The organism is Paenibacillus sp. LjRoot56 (assembly GCF_964253335.1).
Classification (GTDB): domain Bacteria; phylum Bacillota; class Bacilli; order Paenibacillales; family NBRC-103111; genus Paenibacillus_E; species Paenibacillus_E allorhizoplanae.
The window spans coordinates 1,021,719-1,047,917 of the sequence record NZ_CAXURV020000004.1 but is presented as its reverse complement, the minus strand read 5'-3'; the positions used below and the strand labels follow the sequence as shown (position 1 = coordinate 1,047,917).

Here is a 26,199-nt window from a genome sequence, read left to right as displayed (position 1 = left end):
TGTCCCACATTATAAGCAAAAACTTGTCATGAGATTACGATTATTGATTGGATTTCTTCTTCACTTTAATTCAAAATAGAATTAAGTGGAGGTGGAGATCAAAATGACAGGGAACATACTCAGCAAGTTGATTCGCCTATTTTGGACATTTCTTCGAATTAGCCCGCTTACATTTGGTGGTGGCTATGCCATGCTTCCTGCCATTCAACGAGAGGTCGTCATCATGAAGAATTGGATGTCAGACGAGGAAATGTCAGAGCTTCTGGCCATCTCCGGTGCAGCCCCTGGTGGAGTTGGTGTCAATGTGTCTGCGTTGGTCGGTTATCGTCTCGCAGGAATTGCTGGAGCTATCGCGGCCGTCGTAGGAATTACGCTACCGACCTTTCTGATCGTTCTCTTGCTAAGTGTGATTTATACTTGGCTTGAGCATTACCCCAAAATGCAAGCAATCATGGAGGGGATCCATGCTGCGATTATAGGTCTTATTGCGGCTGCAGCGTACAAAATGGCAAAATCATCGATCTTCGATCGGCTTACCTTCCTTATAGCAGTAGGAACTGTGATTGTCATGCTCGTCGTTCAGGTATCGCCTCTCGTGTTGATCACACTCGGCGTACTGGTCGGTCTCGTCACAACGTATCTTAAGAACAAATGGGGCATGACAAATCCTCCATCTCATACAGATACAACAACATCTAAGAACGTTGACAACAAGTCCGCTGAATGGTTTATGGCGGATGGGATCTAGAGGATGAGGTGATTCGTAGATGCTACTCCAATTATTTCTCGCATTTCTCAAAATTGGTCTCGTATCCTTTGGCGGCGGCTATGCCATGATTCCTGTCATCCAGCTTGAGGTTGAACGGCATCAATGGCTGACAATGGATGAATTTCATCATGTTATTGCCTTGTCTGGCACCAGCCCTGGTCCCATTGCAACGAATAGCGCCACGTTAATTGGCTATGAGACAGCGGGGATCCCTGGGGCCATTCTTGCGACGTTAGGCATGGTACTGCCGTCTCTGGTGGTCATCATCCTCGCAGCGGCCTTTTTGTTTCGTTGGCACTCGCATCCGTGGTTCAAATCATCCTTTTACGGTCTCAAGCCTGTTGTGACAGGTTTTATCGTCTATGCTGCGCTGCATTTTGGGCAATCATCTTTCGGAACGGTAGAGACAGGTGTTTCGTGGAAGCATGTAGCAACGCTTCTCATTGCAGGCGGCGCTTTCATGGCAATTGTTAAATATAAGGTGCATCCATTTGTTGTTATTGTTGGGGCAGGTGTCCTGGGAATCGCTTTTTTCTTATAAAATATAGACTTTGAGGGAGTGTCTCGGCCATACATATGGCTTTTGGGGAACTCTCTTTTTTGTCTCTAAGAGGAAATAGGTGATAAAAAATTCTTTTATAGGCAATAAACATCTTTATATTTCAGAGAATTGTTATATAATGTACAATATATAACAAATAGAACATACTATATAACGATATTTCATTGCTTTAGGAGGGAAACATCATCGAACTTACGGCTCGCCAGTTAGAAATAATTGATCTCGTCGGCAAATATGCGCCAATTACTGGAGAACGTATCGCTGAGCTGCTGGGGGTTAGTCGACCGACCATTCGCTCGGATTTAGCGGTCTTAGTCATGTTAAGTCATATCGATGCCAAACCAAAGGTGGGCTATTTTCTAGGAACAGCAGCACACGACGTCCATGCACCGAGCAAGTTGATTGAGTCCATGAAGGTGAAGGACGTAATGGGCATCCCCTTTTTGCTTCGGGAAACAGTAACCGTTAGTGATGCAGTTGTTGCCCTTTTTCTCGAGAATGTGGGGAGTTTGATGATTGTTAATCAGGAGGGTGTACTAGCAGGCGTGGTTTCACGAAAGGATTTACTCAAGGTTACATTAGGACATGCAACGGCAACAGCAATGCCAGTTTCGTTGGTGATGACCAGACAACCGAACATTATTACGGTGAACCCTGAAGATAGCGTTCTGGAAGCAGCTCGGAAGATGATTCATCATGAAGTGGACAGCTTACCCGTCGTTAAGGCAATTGAGGGCCGGGAAGGACTGGAAGTTGTAGGCCGAATTACGAAAACAACAATGACCAAATTGCTGCTGGATGTAGCGCTAGGTAAGTAAATCAGGGGGAATTTACATGGGAGAGAAGCTGCATACCATTTTCGTATGTTCGGATTCGGTAGGAGAAACAGCAAATACGGTTGTTCAAGCAACGATTCGGCAGTTTAATGCAAGTCAGGTTGTCGTTAAGCGACATGGTTCCATTCGAACGGAAGATGAAGTACGAACGATCGTAGAGGAAGCCTCACGACTAAAAGGATTTATCGCCTACACGCTTGTATTGCCTGAACTAAGAGAAATGATGCGGCAAGAAGCTATCCGATTGAGCGTGAATGCCATCGATATTATGGGCCCTATGATGCAAGCCTTTATTGACACGTTTAAGGATTCGCCTAAGCGTAAGGTTGGGCTGCTCTACCAGTTGGATGAACAGTATTATCAGCGTGTGGAAGCGGTAGAATTTACAGTCAATAGTGATGATGGCAAAGATCCTAGCACAATGAAACAAGCCCATATCGTCCTGCTGGGACCATCGCGAACATCCAAGACACCGCTTAGCATATATTTGGCGCACAAAGGATTTAAGGTGTCGAATTATCCTTTAGTTCCAGAGGTTAAACCGCCTAGTCTATTATTTGAGCTAGACCCGAAGAAGCTAGTCGGACTCACGATGAGTGTGGATAAGCTGATTGGTATTCGTACAGAACGACTGAAAGCCGTTGGTCTCCCTTTCGGTGCTAAATATGCGACGAAAGAGCGCATAGAGGAAGAATTGGCTTTTGCCATGAAACTTTATAGTGAATTGGGTTGTTCGATTATTGATGTGAGCGAGAAAGCAATTGAGGAAACAGCGGGCTTAATTTTGGCGGAAAGATCATAACGCATCAGACAACGAATCAAACCAATTTCGAGAGGGTGGATCGCTTATGCACAGAGACTTATCATTGGAAATCGTGCGGGTAACAGAGGCAGCAGCCATTGCATCATCTAGCTGGACAGGGAAAGGGAATAAGCATGATGCGGATGGAGCCGCAACTTCCGCGATGCGGGAATATTTTAGTGCAGTTCCTTTTCGGGGGACGGTTGTTATTGGTGAAGGGGAAATGGATGAAGCGCCAATGCTTTACATTGGGGAAAAGGTAGGCAGTGGCGTAGGACCTGAATTTGATGTGGCTGTTGATCCATTAGAGGGAACAGATATTGTGGCAAGCGGTCGGAATAATGCCCTATCTGTTGTGGCTATCGCAGAAAAAGGCAATCTCCTCCATGCCCCTGATATGTATATGGCGAAGCTGGCGGTTGGTCCGCGATTGGCTGGCAAGCTGAGTCTCGAAGATCCGCTTGAGGTGACCATTCAGAAAGCGGCAAGCATTCTGCATAAGGAAATTTCAGAGCTGACGGTCTCTATCCTGGATCGCAATCGACATGCCGAACACATTATGATCTTGCGTAAACTCGGAGTCAAAATATATTTGCTCAGTGACGGTGATGTAGCAGGTGCGATGGCAGTGGCATTCCCGGAAACGGGGATTGACCTGCATGTAGGTTCAGGGGGAGCACCCGAAGGAGTCCTTGCAGCAGCTGCTTTGCGCTGTATGGGGGGCGAGCTGCAAGGGCGTTTGCTGCCTGAGAATGAAGAAGAACACCAGCGTTGTCTAGCCATGGGGATTTCGGATCCATCGAAGGTGTTAAGCATGAGGGACCTTGTGGGTGATTCCGATATTATTTTCGCGGCAACAGGGGTCACATCAGGCGATTTCTTACATGGTGTCAAATATGGCTGGGGCGGTCGTGCGCAAACCCACTCGGTAGTGATGAGAGCAGAGACACAGACTGTGCGTTTTATCCAATGCGTTCACCAGTTACATGAGGAGCAGCGAGGGAGCGCCTAATTCGCAAGAACAACAAAACTAGGAACAACAAGCTAGACATGTGCCAAGTTCCTCTCTGCATATACTTGTGTTGAGAAGATGCGAAAAGAGGGATAACATGAGCTTGTCTTCAATTGATTTTCTTTCCGTCGTCCGCAGTTGTATACCTGAGGAGGCCGAAATTGTCGTGCTGAAGCAGGAGGGAGATCCCGCGGCGATTCTATACGCCGATGTGGATGGTGATGGGTTTCCAGAAATCACAGCCCTATATAGATATTTAGACCATCAATATTTGTTCTCCTTGAAAGAGTACTCTGGCAATTGGTTTCCGATCGGGTCTGCATCAACAGGAAGAGATCTTGCTGTGAAAGACTTTGCTGCAGCACCTGTTTCACGCAAAGAAGGCTGGGATGTCCTTATTGGTTGGGAGCGGGCGGATGAACCCATAGCAGAACTGGATATTATTCAATGGACGCAAACAGGTTTTCAGCGCGTAATTCCACCTGGTACGACCTATTCACATCTGGAAATCGAAGATATGCCAACGCGGAATGGTCCAGATGGCCTGTGTGAAATTGCCTTGTGGACGCAGGAGCAAGGTCAAGCGTACCAGGTAGAAACGTATCGCTGGGATCCCTACCGGCTTGTGCCGACAAGTGATGTGCATGGCTACTATTTCCAAAAAGTTGCACGCTACTACGAGAATTTAACACAGGAACAACCGAATGAGGGGCTTTATCGAAGTTATTTGGAGGAAGCTCAGAAGCGGGCAGGTGGTAGTTAGGTAGTCTTAAAAGTCAGGGGAACTATTCTCCTGGCTATTTTTGTGTCGTAATTTCTGAGTTAGATTTGTCCGAATGTTAGACTAAAAATAAGCGTTTTCATGTGCTACATTTAAGAGAGTTGTCTAGATATCATATATTTGTATGCAAGGAAAAAACCTACTGGAGGTCTTCACATGTCACGTAAGTATCGTATTGGTATTATTGGTTGCGGTGGAATTGCAAATGGCAAGCATTTGCCTAGTTTGAGCAAGCTATCTAATGTTGAATTAGTCGCATTTTGTGACATTGTCCAAGAGAGTGCAGCAACAGCTGCAGCGAAATATGGGATTGAAGGCGCGCTCGTTTGCGAAGATTATAGAGAAGTATTGCAAGATGCCACGATCGATATCGTGCATGTATTAACACCGAATATTTCACATGCGGAAATTTCAATTGCTGCTCTTGAAGCTGGCAAGCATGTTATGTGTGAGAAGCCGATGGCGAAAACAGCAGAAGATGCGAAACGCATGGTTGAAACAGCGAAACGCACTGGCAAAAAGCTGACCATTGGTTATAACAACCGTTTCCGTCCGGATAGTCAGCATTTGAAAAATGTATGTGCTGATGGTGAGCTTGGTCACATTTATTTTGCTAAAGCACATGCGATTCGTCGTCGTGCTGTACCGACATGGGGTGTATTCCTTGATGAAGAGAAGCAAGGTGGCGGTCCGTTAATCGATATCGGTACGCATGCCCTTGATCTTACTCTTTGGATGATGGACAACTATAAGCCGAAGGTTGTATTAGGTACGTCCTACCATGAATTGTCCCATAAAGAAAACGCAGCTAACGCTTGGGGGCCGTGGGATCCAAGTAAGTTTACCGTTGAGGATTCCGCTTTCGGGATGATCGTAATGGAGAATGGTGCAACCATTATTCTTGAATCCAGCTGGGCGTTAAACACACTTGAAGTAGACGAAGCGAAGTGTTCGTTAAGCGGTACTGAAGGTGGAGCGGATATGAAAGGCGGCCTTCGTATCAATGGTGAGAAGCACAGTCGTCTTTACACAACCGAGGTTGATTTGAAAGCAGGCGGAGTTGCTTTCTACGATGGTAAAAGCGAAAGCGCTGCTGATGTAGAAATGCGTACTTGGATCAATGCGATTGATCAAGATATTGATCCGGTTGTTACGCCTGAGCAAGCTTTCGTAGTATCGCAAATTCTTGAAGCCATTTATGAGTCCGCTCGTACGGGCAAAGCTGTTTATTTAAACCAATAGAAATGGAAATAATGGAAAACCATGAGGATGATAAGTCCTGATGGTTTTTTCTTTGCTGTTATTTCAGATGAGATTTGAAAAATGACGCTGTAATGGCGTATGCTTATCTATAGATTGCTATTATTCTGTTATTGAGGGAAAGGAAGCGAACCATATGCAATTAGGCTTGCAAAATAAGGTGGCCTTAATCACGGGAGGAAGTAAAGGGATCGGACTTGCTACCGCCATTTCGTTATCCCGCGAAGGGGCGAAGGTGGCTATTCTTGCACGTAATGTAGAGCAGCTTCAAGAAGCTGCGGTCCAAATTGCTAATCTAACCGAAGGTGAGGTTTTCACGATTCAAGCGGATGTGACGTCGGAAGCTGATTGTCAGAGAGCAATCGAAGAAACGGTTCAACGTTTCGGTGGTTTACATATTCTTGTGAATAATGCGGGGACTTCCGCTGCGGCGCCATTTGAACAAGTAGGTTCAGCTGTATGGCGCCAAGACTTGGAATTGAAATTATTCGGGGCCATTCATTGCTCGCAATTTGCGATTCCACATATGCGAGAAGCAGGCGGTGGCTCGATTGTGAATATTACGACATCCGCGGCTAAGACGCCTCCTGCCTCATCGCTTCCGACATCGGTTAGCAGAGCGGCTGGATTGGCTTTAACGAATGCGATGAGCAAAGATTTGGGATCGGCACAGATTCGAGTCAATACCGTGTGTATTGGAACCATCCGCAGTGACCAAATCGAGAAGGTTTGGAAAAAGCGTGCTCCAGAGCTTACTTGGGAGGAATTCGCAAGTGACCCGCGGCATGATATACCATTAGGCCGTATTGGTAATGCGGAGGAAGCGGCGAATGTGATAACCTTTTTAGCATCGGATGCAGCTTCCTACGTAACGGGGACCTCTGTGAATATTGATGGTGGAAAAGGCGCAGCCTTATAGAAGTTCAGTTCAAATAGAACAAAGCCTATGTCTCTCCGTTAACGGAAAGCCATAGGCTTTGTTCTTCTTCTATGTTTTTTAGGGCATGGTGCTAGGATTAAATTCTACGTTTCTTTCTTAGATACCAGATGATCTCAGAGATAGCGTCCCGTATTGAAGTGTTTTGATGAAAAGCTAATGTCATTGTCATAAGCAAGAAACCTCCCTAACCCTGAAAGAATGTCATGCATGAATAGTATTACGTAAGAAAATCGACGTTGGTTCTATTTTTTTTAGTGGGCTAAGCCTATTTTTTAAAATAAGGCATCTCACTGATTCACTTCATCCAACAGCTATCAGAAGAAAATAAAGTTCTAGACTGAAAATATAGTGTTAGACTGAGAAAATAAAGTATTAGACTGACGAAGTTTCATTAAACTAAACGGGTAGATTATTTTTTCATAGAAGTGTAGTCCACCATCAAATACTACTCGTATGGAAAAGAATTTAAATAAATAATATACTAGCTATAACTGTTTTTTTGTTGAGGTGAATCTAATGGATGAAATCAATGAATCAAAAGAAATTGTATTACAAATCGGTGTTGCCTTGAAAAAGTACAGAAAAGAAAAAAGCATGAGCTTAGACGACTTATCGGAACTAACGGGCGTAAGCAAACTTACTCTGGGGAATATCGAACGTGGCGAGACAAATCCAACTTTGGCGATTATATGGAAAATTTCAAAAGGTATATCTTTACCGCTATTGGCTTTATTCAAATCAGAAGACTCTGCTAGTTTGTATCGAGCAGGTGAAGGACTGCGGTTTTCTAATGATCAAAAAAATTGGATCATTGAACCAATTTTTAAAAGTAACGATATTGAAATGTGTCGGGCTTACTTACAGCCAAATAGCTCGTATCAGCCTGAAGGTCATCATGTCAATACAACTGAAATTGCGACAGTCATGACTGGTTCCATTGAAATTCAAGTCAATGGAGAGATTTACACATTGAATCAATATGATACTATCAGTTTTCGTGCAGATTGTCCTCATTCTTATTCCAATCATACGGATAGCGAAACAGTGCTCCATATATCCTTAAAGTATGATTTCTAAAGTCGAAAACTCCACTTATTAAATACAACTCTGAATTCCATGACGGGAATTTCAGAGTTGTATTTTTGTATTTAGATGTATGAAAGTATATTACAAATTACTTATTGATAAATAAAATATATTATAATATACTTTATTTATTCGCGCGGATGTATCTTTTTTTTTTTTTTTTTTAATCAGAAGGAAGTAAATAATACGTAAGAATTCAGGAAGGAGAAATTAAGAATGCCGAACAAACAAAATAATAAAGCCGTACCATCCTCAATAGGGCTGATCATTCTCGGCATTATTGTTATTGCAGCTAATTTACGTACTCCCTTAACATCAGTTAGTCCTTTAGTGAGTCTGATAAGGGATGACGTTCATATTTCAAATACATTAGCAGGCCTGATCACAACTGTACCCTTGCTTGCATTTGCTTTATTATCGCCTCTAGTACCAAAATTAGGACAAAGGTATGGGGTTGAACGTATCATAATGATCGCCTTACTCTTTCTGACTGTAGGTATTGTAATACGTTCTTTATCTGGCGCAGCTAATCTGTTTATTGGGACAGCAATTCTTGGATTCGCAATTGCCGTATGTAATGTATTATTGCCAAGTATAATCAAAAGGGATTTCCCAAATAAAATTGGCTCCATGACAGGTGTTTACTCCATCTCAATGAGTTTATGTGGAGCAATCGCATCGGGAATCAGTGTGCCTCTAGCCGTAAACGCAGGTCTAAAATGGCAGGGAGCATTGGGAATATGGGGGATTCTAAGCTTTGTATCAATCCTCTGTTGGTTACCCCAATTAAGAAATCAAACGAAGCAAACAACCACGACGAGTCAACAAATGGCCAGCAACGAAGTGAATGTATGGCAATCCCTCATTGCCTGGGAAGTAACCTTGTTTATGGGTATACAGTCCATGGTTTTCTATGTTTTGATCGCATGGTTGCCTGAAATTTTAAAGCAGCAAGGAATTGATCCAAACCAATCAGGATGGTACCTCTCGATCATGCAGTTAGCTATGCTTCCATTTGCCTTTATTGTCCCCGTTATTGCTGGGCGCATGTCTAGCCAACGGTTGTTAGTGGTCATTACAACCATTTTGCTTTTGACGGGAACGATTGGACTTCTTTACGGAAGCTCCAATATGATTCTGTTGTGGATCATCATGCTCGGAATTGGTGGAGGCTTCGCCTTTAGTTTGTCCATGATGTTTTTCGGGTTACGTACTGAAAATGCGCATCAAGCAGCGAAACTGTCTGGCATGGCGCAATCGATCGGATATCTTTTTGCCGCAGTCGGTCCTGCTCTTATAGGATATCTGCATGATGCGACAAATAGTTGGAATCTGCCACTTTTCATTCTGCTTGGCGCTGCTGTCTTGCTCTTTTTAGTCGGTATAGGAGCAGCAAGAAACCGTTTTGTAGGTAGCCGAAATAGTTACGAGCTGCCACGGAAAGGATGATAAATATGTTTGACAAAATTATGGTGACTATTGATAAAGCTAAAATAACGAACAAACTACTCGATGCAACCATTGAGATAGCCCGAAACAACAAACTCAAGTTACCTTGGTTAATGTCAGCCAAGAATATGTGTCGAATGGCATGACATATGTACCAGAGAAATTCTTGGAAGAAATATTGAACGAAATGGAGAAAGCGGGGATACCGAGCAGCAACTCATTATTATTGGAAGCCGTGGGCTAAGTGGCATAAAAGAAATGATGTTTGGAAGTGTCAGCCACAAGGTTTCACAGCTATCAAGTTGCCCAGTCCTCATTGTGCATTAACTCTTTCGGGGACTGCAGAGATGATGCATTGTTATACTAAAGGGTACGTTATTTGAATGACTACAACGGCAGTCTAAGACTTTATTTTTCAAGTCTTGGTCCGCCGTTGCTTCTTTTAAGGGATCAGTCTAAAACTTATTTATTAAAAGCTGACGATTCATCAATTCAAAAACCGCGTTAAATCAACGACTCCAGTCTAAAACTTTATTTTCACCGAACAACAGCACTATGTTTGGATCAACTTTCTTGTCCAAAAAGGACGTCAAGCCGTAATTTTACTTGACAGGTTAAACGTTTCAATTTAATCTAAATATGAGTGTTAAACGTTTAACACGCTCGTGAAGTTGAAGCAGGTACTGAGCAACCTATAACAAGGGATACGGAGTGATTCTATCATGTGGAAACAAGCTATTGAGGATGCTTTGCAGAAGACGAAAGTGAATATTGAGCGTTTCGGGGATCAGTTCCCTCATGTCAGTGAGAACGATATTTATCATTTGAATCCGAATACCGATTGGACGGATGGCTTCTGGTCAGGGATATTGTGGCTGAGCTACCAGTATAGCGGTGACAAAGTATTCCAAGAGGCTGCACAGAAAACGGTAGCGAGCTTTAAACAAAGACTTGAGAATCATGTTGGATTGGATCATCATGATATTGGCTTCCTATATTCCCTTTCCTCGAAGGCGCAGTGGATTCTTGAGAAAGATGAGAATGCGAAGCAACTTACCTTGCAAGCTGCAGATGTTTTGATGAAGCGTTGGAGACCGAAAGGTCAGTACATTCAAGCTTGGGGTCCTGAGGGTGACGCGCATAATGGCGGACGGATTATTATCGATTGCCTGTTAAACCTGCCGTTGCTTTACTGGGCATATGAACAGACAGGAGATACGAAATATAAAGAAGTAGCGATCATCCATGCGGATTTATCACGCCGCTACTTGGTACGCGGTGATGATTCCTCCTACCACACTTTCTACTTCGATCAAGAAACAGGCGAACCTCTGCGTGGTGGAACGCATCAAGGTTATCAAGATGGATCGACATGGACAAGAGGTCAAGCGTGGGGGATTTACGGGTTTGCGCTTTCGTACCACTACACGAAAAATCCGCTCTATTTAGAGACAGCCAAACGCTTAGCGCGTTATTTCTTCGAGCGGTTGCCAGAAGATGACGTTGTATATTGGGATTTCAATGCACCAGTAAATGCCGAAACGAAGCGGGATAGTTCTGCTTCTGCGATTGCTTCTGCAGGGGCGCTAGAGATTCTTGAGCATTTGGCACCAGATGATCCGGATCGTGCGTATTTGGAAAATGGCGTGCAACGTTCGATGGCTGGACTAGTGAAATCATACGCTACGATTGGCAAGCCAGATGCGCAAGGATTCCTTGAGCGCGGTTCCTATAGTGTTCGCGGCGGAGCTGCACCGGACGATTATGTCATTTGGGGAGACTACTATTATTTAGAGGCTTTGCTTCGTCTAGAAAAAGGATTCAAGGGGTATTGGTATGAGTAATTCACAATCGGCGGTGGCAACAGATCGCGCTTATTGGGTTCAGACGATGCTTCGCATTGCTGAGCCTGTCCTTCGGGCGCTAGCAAGTAGACAACTTCGAGCCACAATGCCAGTTGAATGTAAAAAAGAAGAGCAACGCGCGTTCACGCATCTCGAAGCGTTCGGTCGTACGCTCGTCGGGATGGCACCTTGGTTAGAGACACCAGCGTTAGATGCCGAGGAGGAACAGCTTCGTCAGGCGTATGGTAATCTCGTACGAGAAGCGATGGATGCGGCAACGGATCCGGAATCACCGGATTTCTTGAACTTCGCACAGGGGATGCAGCCAATTGTAGATACCGCATTCTTAGCGCATGCCATATTACGGGCACCGAATACCCTATGGCATAGCTTGGACCCTCGCGTTCAAAAGAATCTCGCTGCCGCGATGAAAACCTCGCGCACTCGCAAGCCAGGCTTCAATAACTGGCTGCTTTTCGCAGCGATGACGGAAACCGCGCTTGGTGTTATGGGTGAAGACTGGGATCATATGCGTGTTGATTTTGCGTTAAAACAACATGAACAGTGGTATCTAGGCGATGGCATGTATGGTGATGGCGTAGACTATCATGCGGATTACTACAACAGCTTCGTTATTCAGCCGATGATGGTGGATATCATTGAGCATGTGCATACTTATTATGGCGATTGGGGCAAAATGCGTGAGAATGTCCTGAAGCGCGCACAGCGATATGCGGCCGTTCAGGAGCGCATGATTTCTCCTGAAGGCACTTTCCCAGCGATTGGGCGTTCGTTAGCTTACCGCTTCGGAGCTTTCCAAGCGTTGGCGCAGACAGCACTGCGGCGCGAGTTGCCTGTTGGCGTTCAACCGGCTCAAGTACGCGGAGCTTTGACAGCTGTCATTCGCAGATTGATTGAAGCACCTGGCACCTTCGATGAAGGCGGTTGGTTGCGGATTGGACTTTGCGGACATCAGCCAGAACTTGGCGAGCCATATATCTCAACAGGAAGCTTATACTTATGCTCTGCGGTCTTTCTACCGCTTGGCTTGGCAGCGAATGATGTGTTCTGGCAAGGAGCGGATGTACCGTGGACCTCACAACAAGTTTGGTCGGGTCAGACGGTTGCAATAGATAAAGCGTTATATGAGTAGATTAGACATTTCGAAGCACGTACACGTCCCGATGGGATGGGTACGTGCTTTTTCTCATTGAATGAGTAAGTACCGTTCGATGTCTATGCAAATCGGGGGATTGCCTCATTGTTTGATGTATAGGCGAACCATACAATAAGAATTATGAAGCGAAGGTCAACTTCCCTACGACCACTAAACCGAGGAGAGATCTTAATGGGCTTATTGGATGGATTGTATCGATTTCAGGATTGCAAAACACTTCGGGTTTCGAGCTACGACCGATCGGGAGGAAATGACGATTATATTAAAATTAAGCCTGGAGAGACGGCAGTACTTGCTGAGCTGCACAATGCGGGGATTATCAAACATATTTGGATAACGATCAATGCGAAGGATCCCATGTACAATCGCAACCTAATTTTGCGCATGTACTGGGACGGCGAATCGGAGCCAAGCGTACAAAGTCCAATCGGCGATTTCTTCGGACAGGGCTGGGGCGAGCATTATTTATTTGCCTCCCTTCCGATGGCTGCGGCTCCAGCAGGAGGAAGAGGACTGAATTGTTACTTCCCGATGCCGTTCTCCCATGGTGCGAAAATCACACTCGAGAACGACTCGGAGTCCGAGGTCCCCTCTTTTTATTATTACATTGATTATGAGGAGCATGCTTCTATACCGGACGATGCAGGACGGTTTCACGCCTGGTGGAACCGGGAAATAACCGAACCGTCAGGTGAGCAAGAGAACGAGTGGGGACTTATGGGTGAACCACCGAAAAATCAAACGGATGAAGGCAATTATTTGTTTGCAGAAATTGAGGGACGTGGGCATTTTGTCGGCGTTAATTACTATGTCGATAGTCCAGGACCGATGTGGTATGGAGAAGGCGACGACATGTTTATGGTAGATGGTGAACCCTGGCCGGGATCACTGCATGGCACAGGCACGGAGGATTTCTTCAATTCCTCTTGGTGCCCAAACGAGTTGTATGCCCATCCTTACTTCGGATACGCCCGAATTCCGGATAAGCTAGGTTTTATGGGGCGTACGCATTGTTACCGTTTTTTGTTAGAGGATTCCATTCATTTCCGCAAGTCACTCCGCTCCAGTATTGAGCATGGGCATGCTAACGTGCTGACATTAGACATCGCCAGTGTTGCCTATTGGTACCAAAGTGAGCCGCATAAAGCTTTTCCAGCGATTCCGCAGAGATCATTGCGTCAAAATATGCCAGTAATCACGGCGAGCGACGTCCACCGCTGGCGCGATGCATGGAGAAAGTCCAAAGGTTCGGGCAAGCTTTGGGGGAATGAGCTGGAATGAGTTATCCCCACTCGTATTAGTAATCTCCCTGTTCTGTATGGCATGACACGCTAACGCGGTTATGTATAACTTGTATCACGATAAGGAGGTAAGTATGAGGAGACTTAGCTGTATATGGATGTGCATGATGTTGAGCTTATCGATGGTACCTACAGGTATCCAAGCCATGGAAAGCGAACCGCTACAAAGCTTTGCGGGGACAGAAGGACTGCAAATTATTCGGCCGGTCTCGGCAGGTGCTGCAGCAGGAAGTCAATTTTTCCCGCTGGATAGAGCCTTTGACGGTCAACCGGATCTAGATGAGAATTCCGGCGTTCCTATTGGGGGCGTAGGAACTGCGGATGCCCCCGCTTATAACGGAGGCAGAGTTGGTTACTTGGACTTCGGAGCAGATTGGAGCAAGGTTAGGATCACGTCGACATGGACCAAATACAGAGCGTCCAGTTCGGGCGATCAGTCCCCCTATGCGGAACTCTGGTGGGATAATGATATTAACACGGTAATTGACAGCGTTTACTCGGAAAGTCGCCTCAACTTCAATAGCGCAAAAGGTCTTTCAACGGGGTCCACGACACCATGGTTCATGGACAGCGATGTCAGCGATAACCCTGTTTCGCCAAAGGCTAGATATTTGCTGCTCCGTGGACCTGCCACGATGACCAATAGAGCCAGTGAATACGCAATGATTGGTTGGATCGATGCCAACGGCAACGGAGTTCAGGAGGCGCCGTTCCGCGCTGTATCCGGAATTACCGTATCGGGTACAGGCGGGGCAACTAGCATGTTGACGAACACTGTACTGCAAATGTCGGCTGTCGTACAGCCTTTTACCGCAACCAACAAATCCTATGTGTGGTCCGTCCAGAATGGAACCGGAAGTGCAACCATTGATGCGAGTGGACTTCTTACTGCAGGATCGGAAGGTACGGTGACGGTAAAGGCAACGGCACTAGATGGGTCAGGCGTGACAGGAAATAAAGAGATTGTCATTTCCAAGTACAGCCAGTTGATCTTGCCTGATCAAGGAAATACCAACATCTATTACAAGGACTTGCAAGCCTCTTTCAAAAATGTGAATTGGCAAACACTTGAGCGTTTGTACATTCCCTCGGGGGACTATCAATATATCAAATTGGGCAACCTCCCCAAACGTAGCGCCGATAATCCTCTGATTATTACCAACTATGGCGGTAAAGTAGCGGTTAGCGGTACACACGCCTATACCTTGTCCATCGAAGGCGGTGCGAACTGGATTTTGACTGGGGAATATAACGAAGAATTAAAAACCGGAGATGTCCACTATCAGGGACATAAGGACGGCAATTATGCCGATTCCGCTGGCAAATACGGTATAGAAGTCGGCCGAAATACGTCAAATGGGATTGGTGTAGGCAACGGTGCTACAAACTTCGAGCTTTCGTTTATGGAAGTTGCTCATGCCGGTTTTGCGGGACTGTTAATAAAGACAGATGGTGTACCGACAGCAACTATGGACGTTGTCAAAATCCATGATATGTACATCCATGATGCGGAGTCTGAAGGGATGTATATCGGCAATACCAGCAGCGATCTCAGCAAGCAGCATATTTTTACCAATCTGGAGATCTATAACAACAGGGTCCTGCGGTCAGGAACGGAAGGCATTCAGCTATCCAATATGGGGGATGGCATCAAAGTTTATAACAATGTAGTCGTGATGAGCTCTCTGGATTGGAAAGATCCATTCCAGCTCTGGCAGGACGGGGCTTTCCAGTATAGTCAACGCATTGGAAGTGCAGAAATCTCTGACAATGTGTTTATCGGAGGTGCCAGCAACCTTTTCACGCTAAGATTATCGGCAGCACCCGGAGAGTTACTTGATCCGACAGATGAAGTCGTGTTCCGCAACAATTACTTCTCCTATGGAAGAGATATCCTTGCCTATGTTCATAATACGCCTTCCAACTACGCGTCGAAATTCCGGTTTGAGAACAATATCGTTCAGCAATTCAATTACCAATACGATGAGTTACCAGGCGAACACATAAATGCGAACAAACTGCTTTATGTTCAAGACAATACACACAATTCGATGATTTTCCGTAACAATACCCTTGACGGCGAGCAAGTATTCATTGATGCAATTGGAGGAAATAACGGGACTACAAGCAACATATCGGCAACAGACAACAGCACGTTAGCTGATGCGGCACCAATTCTTTTCAGAGATGTGACGTTCCCTGTCGATTTTGACTGGAGTAAGGTGGAGAGATGGGACGATTACTCGGATTTGTATAAAGAGCCGATCTATTTCAATTATGGCGATTATGTTTATTATTTCCCAACCGGTGAATTATACGAAAGCATTGAGCCGGGAACCCACACGGGCAAAAATCCTACGACGAATCCTTCTACCTGGAGGCTCTTGACGCCGATGAAGGAAGACTTTAGACTCGACCCAGCATCTCCCTATCAGGGCATAGGTCTGTTAGACGGAGGAACGGAGACGCTTGATTCCACACCGCCAGTCATCGAATCATCGGAGCAGCTGTCGTTCTTGCAAACCGAATCAGTTGCTGTAGACATTACGGCTAACGATAACGGAGGAAGTGGCTTACATTCGCTTAAAGTGATTTTCAATGGGCAGCAAGTGGGGACAACGATCGCTTTAAACGCTTATGAGTTGGGGGTCGGCACGTATCCGATCGTTGTTACGGCTTTAGATAGGGCTGGTAACCAAACCGTGGTGGAATTAGAGCTTGTCATTCGAATGGATGCGGATCATTTGGAGGAATTGGTGGAATACGGAAGTACTAACGAATGGATTAGCAATAACGGTATCCGCAATAGCTTGATGTCTCACGTGAAAAATATTCAGCGAGATCAAGGCAATGCCAAGAAATTCGAAAACAGCATCCAATCCATGACTAATGCAGTAAGCTCGCAAAAAGGCAAACATATTAACGCAGCGTTCGCAGACGTCATTCTCGCGGATTTGGCGTTTCTTCAAAATACGATAGGTAACTGAACCGTCCCGTATATTCGTCTTCACTCATCACCTGCATGAAAACCAGACTCGAATCGTTTGACATAGTCCGCTACCGCGGTTATGTATAGATTTCTATGAGGAGGTAAGTAGTGGATGAAAAAAATGCTCACGAGTACGTTGATTGTCATCCTGATGTTGCTAGCGTTTTTGCTCACGGGAAGCACTGCATTGGCAAATGGAGCGTTGCAGATGATTCAACCTTCCGCTGCCGGAGCGGCGACGGGAAGTACATTCTTTCCGTTAGAGAATGCTTTTGACAGTACGGATGCTGCGCTCGATGTTGCCGGAGTGCCGGTCGGGGGTGCAGGACCGAACAATGCGCCAGCCTATTCCACGAGCCGGGTCGGATATGTGGATCTCGGCCCGAATTGGGCAAATGTACGAATCACATCTACCTGGACGAAGTATAGGACATCAAGTGTCGGTGATATGACCCCCTATACTGAAGTATGGTGGGACAACGATATCGACATGACCAATGACAGTGGACTAACGGAAACTCATCTTAACTTCAACAGTGTACAGGATCTCCCCAACACAGGCACTACAACACCTTGGATACAGGACAATGACGTAAGTCTCAGCCCGGTTTCGCCATCGGGACGGTATTTGATGCTGCGCTCTCCAATCAACATGACAAACCGAGCGAGCGAATATGCAATGGTGGGATATCTCGTTGAGGAGTCCTATAAAATCATTACACCTACTGTGGCGGGACAGGCAAGTGGAAGCCAGTTTTACCCTCTGGATAACGCTTTTGATGGTCAGCCAAGTCTCGATTCTCTAACGGGTCACCCGACGGGAGGAGCAACAGCGGATGATGCGCCAGCCTATGCCGACAGGGTGGGCTATATGGACTTTGGAGCGGATTGGAGCAAGGTGAGATTAACGTCAACATGGACCAAATACAGAGCCTCTAGTTCAGGAAACCAGACACCCTATGCGTCACTTTGGTGGGACGATGACATTGACACGGTGAATGACAGCGGTTTCACGGAAACGCGAATCAACTTCAACAGTGCGCAAAATCTGTCAACCGGAGCAACGACAGCATGGGAGAAGGACAAAGATGTCACCAGCAACCCTGTGGTACCGAAGGCCAGGTATTTGTTAGCACGCAGTCCTCTTTCGATGACGAATAGGGCCAGTGAATACGCGTTCGTTGGATGGATTGACGAGAATGGCAACGGGATTCAAGACTCACCCTATCGTGCTGTAAGTGGAATAACCGTAACAGGAGCGGGAGGAGCCACCAGCCTATTAACGGGTAGTACACTGCAGATGTCGGCTGTTGTGCAGCCTTTCGATGCAACGAATGCCAACGTCACTTGGTCGGTTGTGAACGGAACCGGAAGCGCTACGATTTCTTCAAGCGGCGTGCTGACAGCGGTATCGGATGGGAACGTAACGGTAAAGGCAACTGCGCAGGATGGATCCGGTATTTTTGGCACATTCGATCTGGCCATCTCCCAATACAGCCAATTGATATTGCCCGTTCAAGGGGCTACTTCCATCTACTACATTGACTTACAAGCTTCTTTCCCAAATGTCAACTGGCAGACACTTGAACGACTTTACATCCCTGCCGGGAATTATCAATACATTAAACTTGGGAATCTACCGCAAAGGACGGCCAGTAATCCTCTGATTATTACAAACTATGACGGTCAGGTAAAAGTCAGCGGCACCTATTCGTATACGTTGTCCATCGAAGGCGGTAAACATTGGATTTTAACAGGCAAATATGACAGTGTGCTTAAAACAGGTCATGTCAATTTCCAAGGGCATCAGAATGGAAATTACTTGACTTCCGCAGGCAAATATGGAATTGAAGTGGGCCGCAACGATTCCAATGGCATCAGTGTAAGCAAGAACGCCACAAATTTCGAGCTTGCGCATATAGAGGTTGCCCATGCCGGATTCGCTGGTCTATTGATTAAAACGGACGGTGTTCCGACAGCGACCATGGATGGCGTAAAAATCCATGATATGTACATCCACGATTCGGAATCGGAAGGGATGTACATTGGTAATACCAGCAGTGATATCAGCAAACAGCATATCTTCACCAATCTGGAAATCTTTAATAATCGGGTCTTAAGATCCGGTACGGAAGGTATACAATTGACCAATATGGGAGATGGCGTCAAGGTTTATAATAACGTTGTCGTCATGAACGCTCTTGATTGGAAAGATCCATTCCAGCAATGGCAGGACGGTACCTTCCAGTATGGTCAAAGAACCGGCAGTGCTGAGATCTATAATAACGTATTTATTGGCACCGCCAGCTCCTTATTTACATTAAGATTTTCTGCAGCTCCAGGAGAGACACCAGATCCTACAGATGAAGTTGTGATGCATGACAATTACTTCTCCCATAGTAGGGATATATTTGCCTATATCCATGATACGCCTTCCAATTATGCATCGAAATTCAGGTTTGAAAATAATGTGATTCGGCAAATCAATTTCCACTACGATGAAATTCCTGGTGGACATGTGAATTCGAACAAAATGTTCTATGTATCGGACAATACGCACAATCCGATGGTCTTCACGAACAATACACGAGATGGCGGGCAAGTTTTCATTGACAGCATAGCTGGAAACAACGGGACATTAGGCAATATTACCGCAACGGGTAATACGACTAATGCAAGCTTAGCTCCGATTAAATTCAAGGATGTGGCGCCGTTCTCTTCTACCTTTGATTGGAGCCTAGTAGAAAGATGGGATGACTATTCGGATTTATACGCTGTCCCGATTTATTTCAATTACGGAGACTATGTGTATGATTTCCCAACAGGTAATCTGTACAAAAATGTAGAAGCAGGGACCCACACGGGCAAGAATCCTGCTACAAATCCTGCCACATGGAGTCTTCTGACACCTATGAAGGAGGATTTCAGGCTGGATGCGACATCGCCTTATCAGGGAAGGGGTCTTCTGCCATAGTGAATCGGGATATGTTATCCCTATGTATAATCAAGCCGTTCTGCGTAAGCAGGGCGGCTTGATTTGTATGAGAATCCTGTTAACCCTATGCATTTCGGATGATCTCCTCCTTGTTGGGTACAGGCGCTGGCGATAGAATAGAGATAAAGGAACTTCTAAATTTTAGAAAGAAAAAGTCGGGTAGGGGGAATAGAGACAATGTCAGAAAAGCGGACGCTAATCTACGAAAATAAGCTGGCATCAATTGAGGATATTCAGGACTTCAAGTTGGAAGGCATGGCCAAAATCACATTTCCTAACGGCAGACTGCGGATGGAGAACGCACTCGACGAAAGCTTGGAACAAATGGCCAATTATGTGTTCTGGTGCCCAGAAGAATTTCCTGGAGACATTCAGGTGGAGTGGGATTTTTGGCCAATTAAGGAGCCTGGTCTGAGTATGATGTTTTTTGCTGCAGCTGGAAAGGACGGGGAAGACTTGTTCGCCACCAATTTGAACGAACGGTCTGGACAATATGCACATTACACGCACGGAGACATCAACGCGTTGCATATTTCTTATTTCAGGCGTAGGTACCCAGATGAAAGAGGATTTCATACATGCAATTTGCGCAAAAGCTATGGTTTTCATTTAGTAGCTCAAGGCGCGGATCCGATTCCTAATGTGGAGGATTGTATATCGCCCTATCATATGATGCTTCGGAAGCAGGGGGCGAAGGTCCGTTTTGCAATAAACGAACTGCCTGTATTGGAGTGGGAAGACGATGGCACAGAATTTGGTCACGTTCTGGGCAGCGGCAAGATCGGTTTACGTCAGATGGCGCCTTTGATCGCTGAATATGCGAATTTACAAGTGTACCGTTTGGATGAAGACGAAACAAACGAATAAGAATAATAGATAATCGTTCGACTGTTCGTACAAATCCTGGAAAAACACGGGCTCATGAATTAATCAACCAGACAACCCAAGACGATTCCTATGCTTTTCGGTTGATCCCCTTATTGTTTGGTGTAAACGCTTCACTTACAATTTAAGTAAGAAGAGACCAAGATACATCTCAGCAAAGAGGGAGGCGAACTTCATGAGTACTGCACCGACAAGTGCGAAGGATGCGGCGCTTCAGAATAAGCACACGCGACTTGCCGGAATCCCAACATTTCGTTATATGAGGCGTTATTGGCCGTTTTATGCGATGTTGGCACCAGGTATTTTATACTTTTTAGTATTCAAGTATGTTCCTTTATTAGGAAGCATTATAGCGTTTCAAGAGTACAACTTGTATGGCGGCTTCTTGCAAAGCGATTGGGTAGGCTTCAAATGGTTTCAGCAGTTTTTCGAGTTTGTACACTTTCGGCGGTTGTTATGGAACACGTTGGCCATTAGCTTTTATCAACTAATCTTTGCTTTTCCTGCTCCGATCATACTTGCCATTCTATTGAATGAGATCAGAAGCATGGCGATGCGCCGGACCATACAGACCATCGTTTATCTGCCTCATTTTCTATCGTGGATCATCATTGCAGGCTTCGGTTACATGCTGCTGTCCCCCCAGATCGGACTTATTAATCATATGGTAAAGGCCTTCGGTTACGAGCCGATCTTTTTCCTACAAGAGCCGAGCTGGTTTCGTACGATTGTCGTCAGCTCCGGAATGTGGAAGGAAGCGGGTTGGAGCGCAATTGTTTTCTTAGCGGCAATTGCGGGAATCAATCCTTCGTTGTACGAAGCTGCTCGAATCGATGGAGCAAGTCGCTGGAGGCAGCTCTTGCATGTAACGCTTCCCGGTATGATGCCGGCGATCATGCTGCTTCTGCTATTGAAAATCGGGCATACCCTCGATCTGGGCGTCGAGCAAATCTATGTCTTCCTGAGTCCAATTACGTATGAGGTTGGGGACATTATCGATACGTACGCTTATCGGGAAGGCATTCTCAAAGGTGAATACAGCATGACTACAGCGATTGGATTGTTTAAGTCGATTGTCGGGTTCGGACTATTAATTGCTGCTAACCGGATCAGCCGCAGTACGACTGGTGAGCGTCTATTCTAAGAGAGGGGGAACAAGCAATGCGCTATCGTCTCACATTCGGAGAAAAAGTCTTCGATGCGTTTAACTACATCGTACTGCTAATTGCGTGCGCTGCTGTTATGCTGCCCTTCCTCTATATCATCGCAAGCTCGCTTAGTTCGCCGGAGGCGCTGATCCGGGGGGAAGTTACTTTTTGGCCTAAAGGTTTAAATGTTACGAATTATCAGGTAGTGATGGAAAATAAAGTGTTTTGGAGATCATTTGGCATCACCTTATTCATCGTTGTAGTCGGAACAGCGGTCAACATGTTCATGACAGTCGTAACCGCATATCCGCTCGCTAAGCAGGGTCTTAAAGGGAAAAATATCATTCTGCTGCTGATTGTCTTCACGATGATCTTCCAAGCGCCAATGATTCCGACGTACTTAATTGTAAAAAACCTTCACTTGCTGAACACCGTATGGGCTTTAATCATTCCTGGTGCGATTTCGGCCTTCAATATGTTTATATGCCTGACCTTCTTCCGGTCGCTGCCAGAGGAACTGTTCGAGGCTGCCCGTGTTGATGGTATGAAGGAGTTCTCCATTTTGTGGCGAATTGCAGTTCCTTTATCAACCCCAATCATGGTGACTTTGATTCTCTTTTATGCTGTCAGTCATTGGAATAATTACTTTTCCGCTCTGCTGTACATCAATGATTTCAAACAGAGGCCGTTGCAGCTGTATCTTTACAATCTGATTGCACAGTTTAACATGAACGAGGAAATGGCTTCCCTTGTTGAATCCAACGTCGTCCTTTCACCGCAAGGTCTGCAGATGGCAACGATTCTAGTCGCGACAGTTCCAATCCTTTTGGTTTACCCTTTCATCCAGAAGCACTTTATTAAGGGCGCACTCATCGGTTCGATCAAAGAGTAACACGCTTTGATTCATAAACAAGATCTGAGAGGAAGGTTTATATGAGAAAAGGGTTTAAGCAAACAGCATTTATATTGTCCGCTTTCTCGCTAATAGCTGCAGGCTGCGGAAACGGGGAAGACAATACGGTCAGCACGCCTGAAGTAACCAAAACTGCAGAGGCAACGCAAGCAGCCACCGCAACACCAGCGGTACCAGCGGCACCAGTTAAAATCCGGATGTTTGCTTCCGATCAGTCACTTCCTCCATTGGATGCGAATGATCCCAACATTGTCTACATGGAGAAGAAAACAAACACGGACGTGGACTTGGTATCCCTACCCCATTCGCAGTATGAAGACCAGCTTAAGCTGAAATTTGCATCCGGTGATTTCCCAGATGTCTATCAATCCTGGTCAGGCCCTGAAGCTGATCTGATTGCCGCAGGCAAGGTTCTCGAACTGAACGATCTGATCGATAAATTTGGACCAAACTTGAAAAAGAATATTCCCCAAGCTGCATGGGATGCTGTATCTGTAAACGGGAAAATTCTGGCCATTCCGCAGCCTTCCAGTAATTCGAATTCAACGCTTTACGTGCGTCAAGACTGGTTGGATAAGCTGGGACTGCAAGCTCCCAAAACTTCCGATGAACTGATGACTGTTCTAAAGGCATTCCGGGATAAAGACCCGAACGGAAACGGCAAGAAGGATGAAATCCCATTCTCCATGCGGGAGAAATTCACTTGGGGCGACAATATCTTCGGCATGTGGGGCGTCAATAACTCCTACACGGAAGTTTATTACAACAACGAAGTAATCATCCAGAATATTCATCCCAATATGAAGCAATCGCTTGGATTTATCAAATCGATGGTGGACGAAAAAGTAATGGATTCTGAGTTTCTGACCAATTCCAGGACGGTTTGGGAACAGAAAATCAAATCCGGTTTGGTCGGCATGTGGTCGCACACGCAACAACTGGCATGGCAATGGCAAGCTGATCTAGACAAAACGATTCCGAACGATAAACCGAATGTCGTAGCCATTCCTACTCCGCGAGGTACAGGTTATGACGGTCCTCTCGGCACCCGCTGGAGCCCAGTTGCCAAAACGTACATCATCATGAAGAGTACCAAAAATCCGGAAGCCGTTATCAAATATTTTGATTGGTTGATGAGCGAAGATGGCCAGATGTTCACCGATTTGGGGCAAGAAGGAGATTCTTATAAAAAAGAAAACGGCAAGATCGTAGTTGACACAGCGAAGATGGAGAAAAATAAAGCATTTAACGTGATCTTCAAGATTCATGGTACGAATCCGGCGGTAGAGGAAGCCAAACTAAGCAATCCTGCTGCTTTCGCCAAGTTAAAGGCTGCATGGGCTGTAGGAGATAAAGAAGGGTTCAAGAATGAGGCTGTAGGCATGCCGGCTGCCAAAAACACGTACAACATTGATACGATGTTCCTTGAAGAAGGCAGCAAAATTGTACTTGGCAAAGCACCTGTTGAACACTTTGACGAATTCGTTAAAACCTGGCGCAAGCAAGGCGGCGATCAGATGGTCAAGGAGCGTACAGACTGGTACAATAAAAATAGGAAAAAATAGGTCATTGGGTTTGGAAAGCTACCCTCGACCGGGTTTCCCGGAAGAGGGTTGTTCTTCTTCACCTGTATGGGGGTGCAGATGCGATCGTGTTAAAGAAAATACATGCATCCTTAAAATGGAAGCTGGTTAGCCTGCTCATCGTTATCATTGTGTCAATGGTGTCGATGATCGGGTTTTTCAGCTATTACGATACGTCCCGTACCATACGGCAGGACGTTTCTCATTTCAGCGAGCAGATTTTGCGTCAAGCCAATCTCAATCTGAACCGACAATACATGGAATATGAGCGTGGACTTCTGGTTCTTGGAACAAGCAATGAGTTCACAGAGTGGCTCAAAGTCGATCCAATGGATCGCTTCGAGCTCATTTCCGGTTTTCATTCTTTGGAGCGTAATTACTTGCGGTCTTTTCTTGTGCGCCAGCCTGAGATCATGTCCATATCTATGTTATCGGATAAAGGCGGCGAATTTAATTACGCGCTCACTTCGGGGCTATCCAAGGATTATTCGATGGCAAACGAGCCATGGCTGAGTGAAGTTGGTCGGCTCGAGAAGGTTCATCATCGTGTCGTTCAAAGTACCGCATATGTGAATTATAAAAGTAATCCGGAGCAAGTACTTATCTTGTCGATGGCTGGCCAATTTGGCGAGCCTGATGCCAAAGGGTTCCTGAAGATGGATATCTCACTGGAGCCGGTGCAAACCATTCTCAACCAGATGGAGCTTGGAGATAAAGGTATAGGACTTATTGCCAAACCAGATGGAACCATTTTGGTTCATCAGAATCAATCGCAAGTGGGCAGTGTTCTGGAACCCGATATAACCGAACAATTGACTGCGCAAAGCGGTACGTACCTTCGAAAAGAAACGCAACAGCTGATTGTATTCGATACGATCCCTTACACCGGTTGGAAAACGGTCGCGATTCTTTCCAATCAAGATATCACGTCCAGCATCAATAGGGTTCGTAATGTCACGATCGGGATCGCTTCGACGGGTATCCTTCTTGCGATCATTCTTGTCACTTTGGTTGCCACATCGATTACAAGTCGTTTGTCCAAGCTCAGGTCCCATATGAAGCGGGCTCAGTATGGGAATTTCAGGGATCGCATTCATATTGAAGGTTCGGACGAAGTATCGGATTTAAGCCATTCCTTTAACCGGATGTTGAATGAGCTCGAAGACTCGATCCTACAGTTGACGGAGACACAGTTGATGCAGCAACGAGCCGTATTCTCTGCGATGCAGTCCCAGATTCGCTCTCATTTTTTATATAATTCACTAGAATCTATTAATTCCATGGCTCATTTAGCTGGACATACTGACATCGAGAAGACCTCCATTTCGTTATCGCGCATGCTTAGATACACATCCAACTACCAGGATATGCTTGTGAATTTGGAGGATGAGATTGCTCATGTCAATCACTATATGAATATAAGCCGTATCCGATTTGGAGAGGAAGTCAGTTACCAGATTCACATACCGGAGGACTGCCGTGAGGTGCTTTGTTTAAAAGTCATTCTACAGCCTATTGCGGAAAATGCCATAAAGCACGGCATTGAAACCACAGGTGAGCTGACACGTTTGGAGGTGTCTGCGCAGCGGGACGGTGACTTCGTCTCGATCATTTTTGAAGATAATGGAAAAAACTACGACGAAGAGCGGCTGGAAGCTTTCCGGACTCGACTGCTTCAGGTGACGCCATCGCAAGAAGAATACGCCTCGCTCACGAATGTCGGTCTCTTAAACGTTCATTTCCGTTTGCAAGCCTTTTACCAGATGAATGGTGTAGGTGTCGAAATTAGTAAAGGAAGCCGTCTTGGAGGCGTTAAGGTCACCGTAAGAATTCCCTATAGATTGAACAGCCAAAAGGAGCGATAGCC

At 45.6% G+C, this 26,199-nt stretch carries 22 protein-coding genes; all 22 read left to right on the top strand.

The features are described 5' to 3' along the window. The first annotated feature begins 103 nt into the window (after positions 1-103). The 22 genes from ACSQ8O_RS30720 to ACSQ8O_RS30615 all read left to right on the top strand — a co-directional run bounded on the left by ACSQ8O_RS30720 (position 104) and on the right by ACSQ8O_RS30615 (position 26,197). On the top strand, positions 104-748 hold the full coding sequence (locus tag ACSQ8O_RS30720; RefSeq protein ID WP_436244723.1) for a chromate transporter: 645 nt from the start codon (positions 104-106) through the stop codon (positions 746-748). A gap of 19 nt (positions 749-767) precedes the next feature. Further along, entirely contained in the window at positions 768-1,310 is a 543-nt protein-coding gene (locus ACSQ8O_RS30715) for a chromate transporter (protein WP_436244722.1), read from the top strand. A gap of 203 nt (positions 1,311-1,513) precedes the next feature. Continuing rightward, positions 1,514-2,149, top strand: a complete 636-nt coding sequence (locus tag ACSQ8O_RS30710) for a helix-turn-helix transcriptional regulator (protein ID WP_056614947.1) — start codon at positions 1,514-1,516, stop codon at positions 2,147-2,149. Between the two features lie 16 nt (positions 2,150-2,165). Further along, on the top strand, positions 2,166-2,969 hold the full coding sequence (locus tag ACSQ8O_RS30705) for a pyruvate, water dikinase regulatory protein (protein ID WP_056614944.1): 804 nt from the start codon (positions 2,166-2,168) through the stop codon (positions 2,967-2,969). 46 nt (positions 2,970-3,015) lie between these two features. Then, positions 3,016-3,981, top strand: coding sequence for a class II fructose-bisphosphatase (gene glpX / locus ACSQ8O_RS30700; protein WP_436244721.1), 966 nt, complete (start codon positions 3,016-3,018; stop codon positions 3,979-3,981). A gap of 97 nt (positions 3,982-4,078) precedes the next feature. Then, positions 4,079-4,744, top strand: coding sequence for a hypothetical protein (locus tag ACSQ8O_RS30695; RefSeq protein WP_436244720.1), 666 nt, complete (start codon positions 4,079-4,081; stop codon positions 4,742-4,744). 174 nt (positions 4,745-4,918) lie between these two features. Continuing rightward, on the top strand, positions 4,919-6,004 hold the full coding sequence (locus tag ACSQ8O_RS30690; RefSeq protein ID WP_056614937.1) for a Gfo/Idh/MocA family protein: 1,086 nt from the start codon (positions 4,919-4,921) through the stop codon (positions 6,002-6,004). 154 nt (positions 6,005-6,158) lie between these two features. Further along, the gene (locus ACSQ8O_RS30685; RefSeq protein WP_436244719.1) at positions 6,159-6,941 is read left to right on the top strand and encodes an SDR family NAD(P)-dependent oxidoreductase; all 783 of its coding nucleotides are present in this window, start codon (positions 6,159-6,161) and stop codon (positions 6,939-6,941) included. A 537-nt stretch (positions 6,942-7,478) separates the two neighbouring features. Beyond that, positions 7,479-8,039: a helix-turn-helix domain-containing protein gene (locus tag ACSQ8O_RS30680; protein ID WP_436244718.1), complete on the top strand. Its 561-nt coding sequence runs from the start codon at positions 7,479-7,481 to the stop codon at positions 8,037-8,039. A gap of 225 nt (positions 8,040-8,264) precedes the next feature. Beyond that, positions 8,265-9,497, top strand: a complete 1,233-nt coding sequence (locus ACSQ8O_RS30675) for a CynX/NimT family MFS transporter (protein WP_436244717.1) — start codon at positions 8,265-8,267, stop codon at positions 9,495-9,497. 106 nt (positions 9,498-9,603) lie between these two features. Next, positions 9,604-9,741, top strand: a complete 138-nt coding sequence (locus ACSQ8O_RS30670) for a hypothetical protein (protein ID WP_436244716.1) — start codon at positions 9,604-9,606, stop codon at positions 9,739-9,741. A gap of 14 nt (positions 9,742-9,755) precedes the next feature. Next, the gene (locus tag ACSQ8O_RS30665; RefSeq protein WP_436244981.1) at positions 9,756-9,824 is read left to right on the top strand and encodes a universal stress protein; all 69 of its coding nucleotides are present in this window, start codon (positions 9,756-9,758) and stop codon (positions 9,822-9,824) included. Between the two features lie 395 nt (positions 9,825-10,219). Then, entirely contained in the window at positions 10,220-11,341 is a 1,122-nt protein-coding gene (locus ACSQ8O_RS30660; protein ID WP_436244715.1) for a glycoside hydrolase family 88 protein, read from the top strand. Beyond that, positions 11,334-12,494 (top strand): DUF2264 domain-containing protein, encoded by a 1,161-nt coding sequence (locus tag ACSQ8O_RS30655; protein ID WP_436244714.1) that lies wholly within the window; start codon positions 11,334-11,336, stop codon positions 12,492-12,494. The genes ACSQ8O_RS30660 and ACSQ8O_RS30655 overlap by 8 nt, the downstream gene beginning before the upstream one ends. A 195-nt stretch (positions 12,495-12,689) precedes the next feature. Continuing rightward, complete coding sequence (locus ACSQ8O_RS30650) at positions 12,690-13,799, top strand: glycoside hydrolase family 172 protein (RefSeq protein WP_436244713.1); 1,110 nt, start codon at positions 12,690-12,692, stop codon at positions 13,797-13,799. A 124-nt stretch (positions 13,800-13,923) separates the two neighbouring features. Beyond that, positions 13,924-16,806: an Ig-like domain-containing protein gene (locus ACSQ8O_RS30645; RefSeq protein WP_436244712.1), complete on the top strand. Its 2,883-nt coding sequence runs from the start codon at positions 13,924-13,926 to the stop codon at positions 16,804-16,806. 114 nt (positions 16,807-16,920) lie between these two features. After that, positions 16,921-19,782 (top strand): Ig-like domain-containing protein, encoded by a 2,862-nt coding sequence (locus tag ACSQ8O_RS30640; RefSeq protein WP_436244711.1) that lies wholly within the window; start codon positions 16,921-16,923, stop codon positions 19,780-19,782. A 198-nt stretch (positions 19,783-19,980) separates the two neighbouring features. Further along, positions 19,981-20,670, top strand: a complete 690-nt coding sequence (locus ACSQ8O_RS30635; protein ID WP_436244710.1) for a DUF1961 family protein — start codon at positions 19,981-19,983, stop codon at positions 20,668-20,670. A gap of 193 nt (positions 20,671-20,863) precedes the next feature. Continuing rightward, positions 20,864-21,832 carry an ABC transporter permease gene (locus ACSQ8O_RS30630; RefSeq protein ID WP_436244709.1) on the top strand — a complete coding sequence of 323 codons (969 nt, stop codon included), beginning with the start codon at positions 20,864-20,866 and terminating at the stop codon, positions 21,830-21,832. Between the two features lie 17 nt (positions 21,833-21,849). After that, entirely contained in the window at positions 21,850-22,728 is an 879-nt protein-coding gene (locus ACSQ8O_RS30625) for a carbohydrate ABC transporter permease (RefSeq protein ID WP_056614920.1), read from the top strand. Between the two features lie 41 nt (positions 22,729-22,769). Continuing rightward, a complete protein-coding gene (locus ACSQ8O_RS30620; RefSeq protein WP_436244708.1) occupies positions 22,770-24,314 on the top strand; it encodes an extracellular solute-binding protein in 1,545 nt (514 codons plus the stop codon). Between the two features lie 86 nt (positions 24,315-24,400). Beyond that, positions 24,401-26,197: a cache domain-containing sensor histidine kinase gene (locus ACSQ8O_RS30615; RefSeq protein ID WP_436244707.1), complete on the top strand. Its 1,797-nt coding sequence runs from the start codon at positions 24,401-24,403 to the stop codon at positions 26,195-26,197. Positions 26,198-26,199: the final 2 nt, after the last annotated feature.